General features: G+C 58.4%; 7 protein-coding genes. 4 read left to right on the top strand and 3 right to left on the bottom strand.

Annotation, left to right across the window (positions count from 1 at the left end; all coding sequences use genetic code 11):
* The 4 genes from IBX51_RS14250 to IBX51_RS14235 form a co-directional block, all read left to right on the top strand.
* A partial coding sequence (locus IBX51_RS14250) for an META domain-containing protein (protein WP_291831964.1) occupies positions 1-669 on the top strand: 669 nt, incomplete at its 5' end.
* 105 nt (positions 670-774) lie between these two features.
* Positions 775-1,512 (top strand): alpha/beta hydrolase, encoded by a 738-nt coding sequence (locus IBX51_RS14245; RefSeq protein ID WP_291831963.1) that lies wholly within the window; start codon positions 775-777, stop codon positions 1,510-1,512.
* 75 nt (positions 1,513-1,587) lie between these two features.
* On the top strand, positions 1,588-2,205 hold the full coding sequence (locus IBX51_RS14240) for a glutathione S-transferase family protein (protein ID WP_291831962.1): 618 nt from the start codon (positions 1,588-1,590) through the stop codon (positions 2,203-2,205).
* A gap of 38 nt (positions 2,206-2,243) precedes the next feature.
* Positions 2,244-2,855 carry a DUF4202 domain-containing protein gene (locus IBX51_RS14235; RefSeq protein WP_291831961.1) on the top strand — a complete coding sequence of 204 codons (612 nt, stop codon included), beginning with the start codon at positions 2,244-2,246 and terminating at the stop codon, positions 2,853-2,855.
* Here IBX51_RS14235 and trpC read toward each other — a convergent pair.
* From trpC to IBX51_RS14220, 3 genes are all read right to left on the bottom strand, one after another.
* Entirely contained in the window at positions 2,852-3,664 is an 813-nt protein-coding gene (gene trpC, locus IBX51_RS14230; RefSeq protein WP_291831960.1) for an indole-3-glycerol phosphate synthase TrpC, read from the bottom strand. The two genes, IBX51_RS14235 and trpC, sit on opposite strands and share 4 nt — an antisense overlap.
* Before the next feature lie 166 nt (positions 3,665-3,830).
* On the bottom strand, positions 3,831-4,859 hold the full coding sequence (trpD, locus tag IBX51_RS14225) for an anthranilate phosphoribosyltransferase (protein WP_291831959.1): 1,029 nt from the start codon (positions 4,857-4,859) through the stop codon (positions 3,831-3,833).
* A 15-nt stretch (positions 4,860-4,874) separates the two neighbouring features.
* Positions 4,875-5,102: gamma-glutamyl-gamma-aminobutyrate hydrolase family protein (locus IBX51_RS14220; RefSeq protein ID WP_291831958.1), on the bottom strand; the 228-nt coding region annotated here is incomplete at its 5' end.

The raw sequence follows: 5,102 nt of genomic DNA, 5'->3' as shown, positions 1-5,102 counted from the left end.
CCTGAGTGCCTTGAGCCCGGGGCTATCGAAACGTCGTTTCGGGCGATTGGGACAGAACCCTTCTGGTCGGTCCATATAGAGCAAAATCAAATGACGCTGAGCCGCCTCTATAACCAAGAGGTGACGGACAACATTATGCTGACCGAGACGTTGGCTAACCGCCACGGCCGCGCCTACGAGGCTCGGTATAACGGTCAGGCACTGGAGTTTCGTGTTGCCCATCAGTTGTGCGAAGACAACATGGCGGGCGCCCAGTATCCTGCTCAGGTTCGGCTGACCATCGATGACGATACCTACCTCGGTTGCGGGGGTGATCGGGAGCGTTTGTTCCGGGGCGCGGAGTGGGTGGTTGAAGACCTGGCCGGAACCGGCATGATCGATCGCTCCAGAATCACAGTGGAGTTTCTGGCGGATAACCGGGTGGCCGGCCGGGCTTCCTGTAACCGGTTTATGGGCAGCTACCAGTTAACGGGAGAGGGCCTGTACTTTGGTGATCAGGCAACCACCATGATGGCCTGTGCGCCGGCGTTGATGGAACAGGAACGCCGGTTTCTGGAGCTGATGTCGGAGGTGATTGATGGCCGGATCGGTCGCCACGGTGAGCTATTGTTGCGGACAGCAGCCGGCGACACCATAACCGCTTTTCGGTCCGATTCGGAAGAGCAGTAACCGGTAGTCGAGGCTGAGTGTAGGGCGCTGGCTTGTCCTCCGGTACGCTGGGGCCCATGCTCAAAGCACCGTTCATCATACATTGGCGCCGGGATAATCGATGATATGCACTGGATACTGCTTCGGGGTCTGACCCGGGAACACGCGCACTGGGGCCGATTTACAGAGCAGCTGCGTGCTGCGTTTGCGCAGGATCAATTCCATCTGGTCGATCTGCCCGGCACCGGCATTCATTATTGCGATGACAGCCCGGCAACCATTTCGGGTATACGCCAGAAGGTCGTGGAGCAAATTCACCACATCCCCCGCCCGTATTCGATCCTGGCGCTGTCGATGGGCGGTATGGTGGCTCTGGATTGGGCGCAGCATGCTGAGCATGGTGAACTGCAACATCTGATTCTGATCAACACCAGTTCAGGCTTCAGCCCGCCCTGGCACCGAATGCAACCGGGGGCCTGGCCCCGAGTTGTACGCTTACTGACTCGGCGTGAGTTGTTCCACCGGGAGCGCGACATCCTCAGGTTGACGTCGAATCGGGAATTGCCCCTGAGTCTTTGCAAAGCCTGGTACAGCATTCAACGCCAGCGCCCGGTGTCGCTTCAAAACACGGTCAGACAGTTGAAAGCGGCAGCCCGCTATAAACCTTTGGCCAAAGCGCCGATGGCAGATGCCTTGCTGTTAGCCAGTAAAGGCGACCGAATTGTGCACTGGCAGTGCAGTGAGGAGCTGGAGCGTCGCTGGTGCTGGACCCTGAAGCTGCATCCGGATGCCGGCCATGACTTGCCCCTGGATGAGCCTGCCTGGGTCATCCAGCAAATCAAGGATTGGTTGCCGGGGCAATAGCAGTTGCTTGACGCAACCTTTTTTTCCGTTCACTCTCAAAGTCTTAACGCCACCCTGACTGGAGCCAATAACAAGATGAAGATATTTGAGACCAAGTCTGCCCCAAATCCCCGCCGCGTGCGCATGTTCATGGCGGAGAAAGGCCTGCTGGACAAGGCCGAATTTGTGCAGGTGGATATCGAAAAAGGCGAGAACCTGACACCGGAATACGTTGCCCGTAACCCGATGAAGAAAGTGCCGGTTATGGAGCTGGACGACGGCACCTGCGTGGCGGAAACCATGGCCATTTGCCGCTACTTTGAAGAAGCCTACCCGGATACCCCAAAACTGCTCGGTGAAACGCCCGTTGAGAAAGCTCTGTTGGAGCAGTGGCTGCGCTGGCTGGAGTTCTATTTCTTCATGCCCACGGGCATGTGCTTTCAGCATACCACCGGCTACTTTAAGGACCGGATGACCCCGATTAAGGCATGGGGTGAAGAGTGTGGTCAGGGTGTGGAGAAGTTCATGCACTTCCTCAACACGCATCTGGAAGACAAGGAATACATCTGCTGCGACCGCTTTACTGCCGCGGATATCAATGCGTTTACCACCATGGCCTTTGCCCGGGTGGTCAATATCCGGATCAAGCCTGAGCACGCCAACCTCCAGGCGTGGTTCGAACGGATCAAGGCCCGGCCCTCGGCGTCAGCCTGAGAGTGATGATCGACGGTTTACAGTAAAGGAAAGGGATAATGAGTGAAGGCGACAGACTGAGGTGTACCCTCTCCGCCATTGACCGGTCAAACCTTGCCGACCCCAATCGGGAGCAGGTAGAGGGTGAGTCGCTACCCAGAGAATATGCTTACAGTCTGCACATGACCCGCTGGCTGTTCGCATTGGAACCGGCGCCTTCGGAGCGCATACAGATTGCCTGCCGGGCCCAGCATATTGAGCGCTGGACCATGCCCCGGAGCGATTATGGAGAGGGCAGGCAGAACTATTACCAGTGGCGCCAGGCCTGCGGCCGGATGCATGGCCGGCGGGCCGCGGCGATCATGGCCGAATGTGGTTACCCACCCGAGGAATGTGAGCGGGTGGAGTTGATTCTGACCAAGCGCAAGCTGCGGGAGGATGAGGACACTCAGTTGCTGGAAGACGTGGCGTGCATGGTGTTTCTTGAGCGCTACTTTGCGCAGTTCTTCGAGGAAAAACCGGACTACGAGAAAGAGAAATGGCTGCGCATCGTGCGCCGCACCTGGGGCAAGATGACGCCCCGTGGCCACGAGGCAGCCCTGAAGCTGGCCGGCAATCTGCCAGACCACCTTCAGGCTTTGTTACAAGAGGCATTGGCGGAGCCGTCCTAGAAGAACATCTCCTGCAGTTTTTCGCCGGGATCTGACGCGCGCATGAAGGACTCACCCACCAGAAACCCGTAGATGCCCCGGCTGGTCATGGCTTCCACATCAGCGCGGGTCATGATGCCGCTCTCGGTAATGGTCAGCCGGTCGTGGCCAATGCGCCGGTGCAGGTCAAACGTGGTGTCGAGAGACACCTCGAAGTTGTGCAGATTGCGGTTATTGATACCCACCAGCGGGGTTGTCAGAGTAAGCGCATCGTCTAACTCTTCACCGTCATGCACTTCCACCAGCACATCCAGCCCGATGTCATGGGCAATGCCTTCAAGCTCCTGCATCTGGTCTTTGGTCAGGCAGGCGGCGATCAGCAGAATGCAGTCCGCGCCAATGGCCCGGCTTTCATACACCTGATAGGGCGCTACCATGAAGTCTTTGCGAATCACCGGCAGGCTGCACGCGGCTCGGGCGGCTTTCAGGTAGTCCTCATGGCCCTGGAAGAAGTCCTTGTCGGTGAGCACCGACAGGCAGGTGGCACCGCCTTTTTCGTAGCTTTCGGCAATGCGTTCCGGTTCAAACGGATCGCGAAGGATGCCTTTGCTGGGCGACGCTTTCTTTATCTCGGCGATCACCGCCGGGCGATGAGCCTCGATGCGTGCGCGCAACGCGTTGGCAAACCCGCGTGTCGGCGCTTGGTCACCCGCCATGGCTTTAAGGTCCGCCATGGAAACTTTCGGTTTCCGCTCGTCAATTTCTTCCCATTTCCGATCAACGATTTTCCGAAGGATCGTCGGTGTCTTGTCTAAATGTCGGTCAGTCATATCAGGCCCGTATAAAGTTTGCGAGAGCCGGTGGGGTACTTCCCTTCCGAAACTGTCTGCAGCCATGGATGGCTGCAGCCAAGCCCTACAGGGACGTATTCACGGGCGTGTTTCGGAAGGGAAGTACCCCACCGGCTCGTCCGGCACAGCAGTAAACAGGCCGAGCTCAAAAACACAGAGAAAAATCAGCCAGCTCCGACATCTTGCCGGCCGCCAAACCAGAGCCCATGGCATCCAGCGCCATGTCGACCCCTTCTTTGGGCGTTCTGGCCAGGCCGGCAATGTAGATGGCAGCGCCGGCGTTCAGGGCGATCAGATCGCGGGCCTTCTCGGTGACTTCGTCGTGCTGGCGGCCAAACGCGGCTTTGATCAGCTGCAGGGATTCTTCCGAGGAATCGACGTCCAGCCCTACCAACGACTGGCTCTTGATGCCAAGGTCTTCCGGCGTCAGATCGTACTCGGTGATTTCGCCGTTTTTCAGCTCCGCCACGTGGGTAGACGATGCCAGGCTGATTTCATCCAGGCCGTCTTTGGAATGCACCACCATGATGTGCTCGGCGCCGAGCCGTTGCAGCACTTCCGCCATCGGCCGGCACAGTTCGCGCGAGAAGACACCGATCAATTGACGCTTCACGCCGGCCGGGTTGGTCATCGGGCCGAGGATATTGAACATCGTTCGACAGCCCAGTTCTCTGCGAGGGCCAATGGCGTGTTTCATGGCGCCATGGTGGGCAGGCGCAAACATGAAGCCGACGCCGATCTGCTCTACGCAGCGGGCCACTTCCTCCGGCTTCATGTTCAGATTGATGCCGGCTTTCTCGATCAGATCGGCGCTGCCGCTCTTGGACGACACGCCACGGTTGCCATGCTTGGCCACGAACCCGCCGGCGGCGGCCACCACAAAAGAGGCAGCCGAGGACACGTTGAACAGGTTGGCGCCATCGCCCCCGGTGCCGACGATGTCGACCAAGGGTTCGGCGTTAACGGTAACGCCGGTAGCCAGCTCCCGCATCACTTCGGTGGCACCGGTGATCTCGTCAATGGTTTCGCTTTTCAGGCGCAGGCCCATCAGGAAAGCGCCGATCTGGGCGTCGGTGGCTTCGCCTTTCATCACGATGCGCATCACATCTTTCATTTCGTCCCGGGACAAGTCCAGGTTAGACGCGATGCGGTTGAGGGCTTGTTTCATGTCCATGGCGGTGGCCTCTTGTTATGTTCTCAGGAAGTTGCGCAGCAGTTCATGGCCCTGTTCGGTCATGATGGACTCGGGGTGGAACTGCACGCCTTCGATTTGCAGGGTTTTATGGCGAACGCCCATGATTTCTTCAATGGAGCCGTCGTCGTTACGGGTCCAGGCGGTGACTTCCAGACACTCCGGCAGGGTGTTCTTGTCGATCACCAGGCTGTGGTAACGCGTCGCCTGCAAGGGATTGTTCAG

It is taken from the genome of Marinobacter sp. (assembly GCF_014859525.1).
Classification (GTDB): domain Bacteria; phylum Pseudomonadota; class Gammaproteobacteria; order Pseudomonadales; family Oleiphilaceae; genus Marinobacter.
The sequence above is the reverse complement of the archived record's forward strand: the minus strand, read 5'-3'. Positions and strand labels throughout refer to the sequence as shown.

Excerpts from the sequence above, each read along its gene's own strand:
- IBX51_RS14235 (WP_291831961.1), top strand. The coding sequence starts at position 2,244 with ATGAGTGAAGGCGACAGACTGAGGTGTACCCTCTCCGCCATTGACCGG.
- IBX51_RS14245 (WP_291831963.1), top strand. The coding sequence starts at position 775 with ATGCACTGGATACTGCTTCGGGGTCTGACCCGGGAACACGCGCACTGG.
- trpC (WP_291831960.1), bottom strand. The coding sequence starts at position 3,664 with ATGACTGACCGACATTTAGACAAGACACCGACGATCCTTCGGAAAATC.
- trpD (WP_291831959.1), bottom strand. The coding sequence starts at position 4,859 with ATGGACATGAAACAAGCCCTCAACCGCATCGCGTCTAACCTGGACTTG.
- IBX51_RS14240 (WP_291831962.1), top strand. The coding sequence starts at position 1,588 with ATGAAGATATTTGAGACCAAGTCTGCCCCAAATCCCCGCCGCGTGCGC.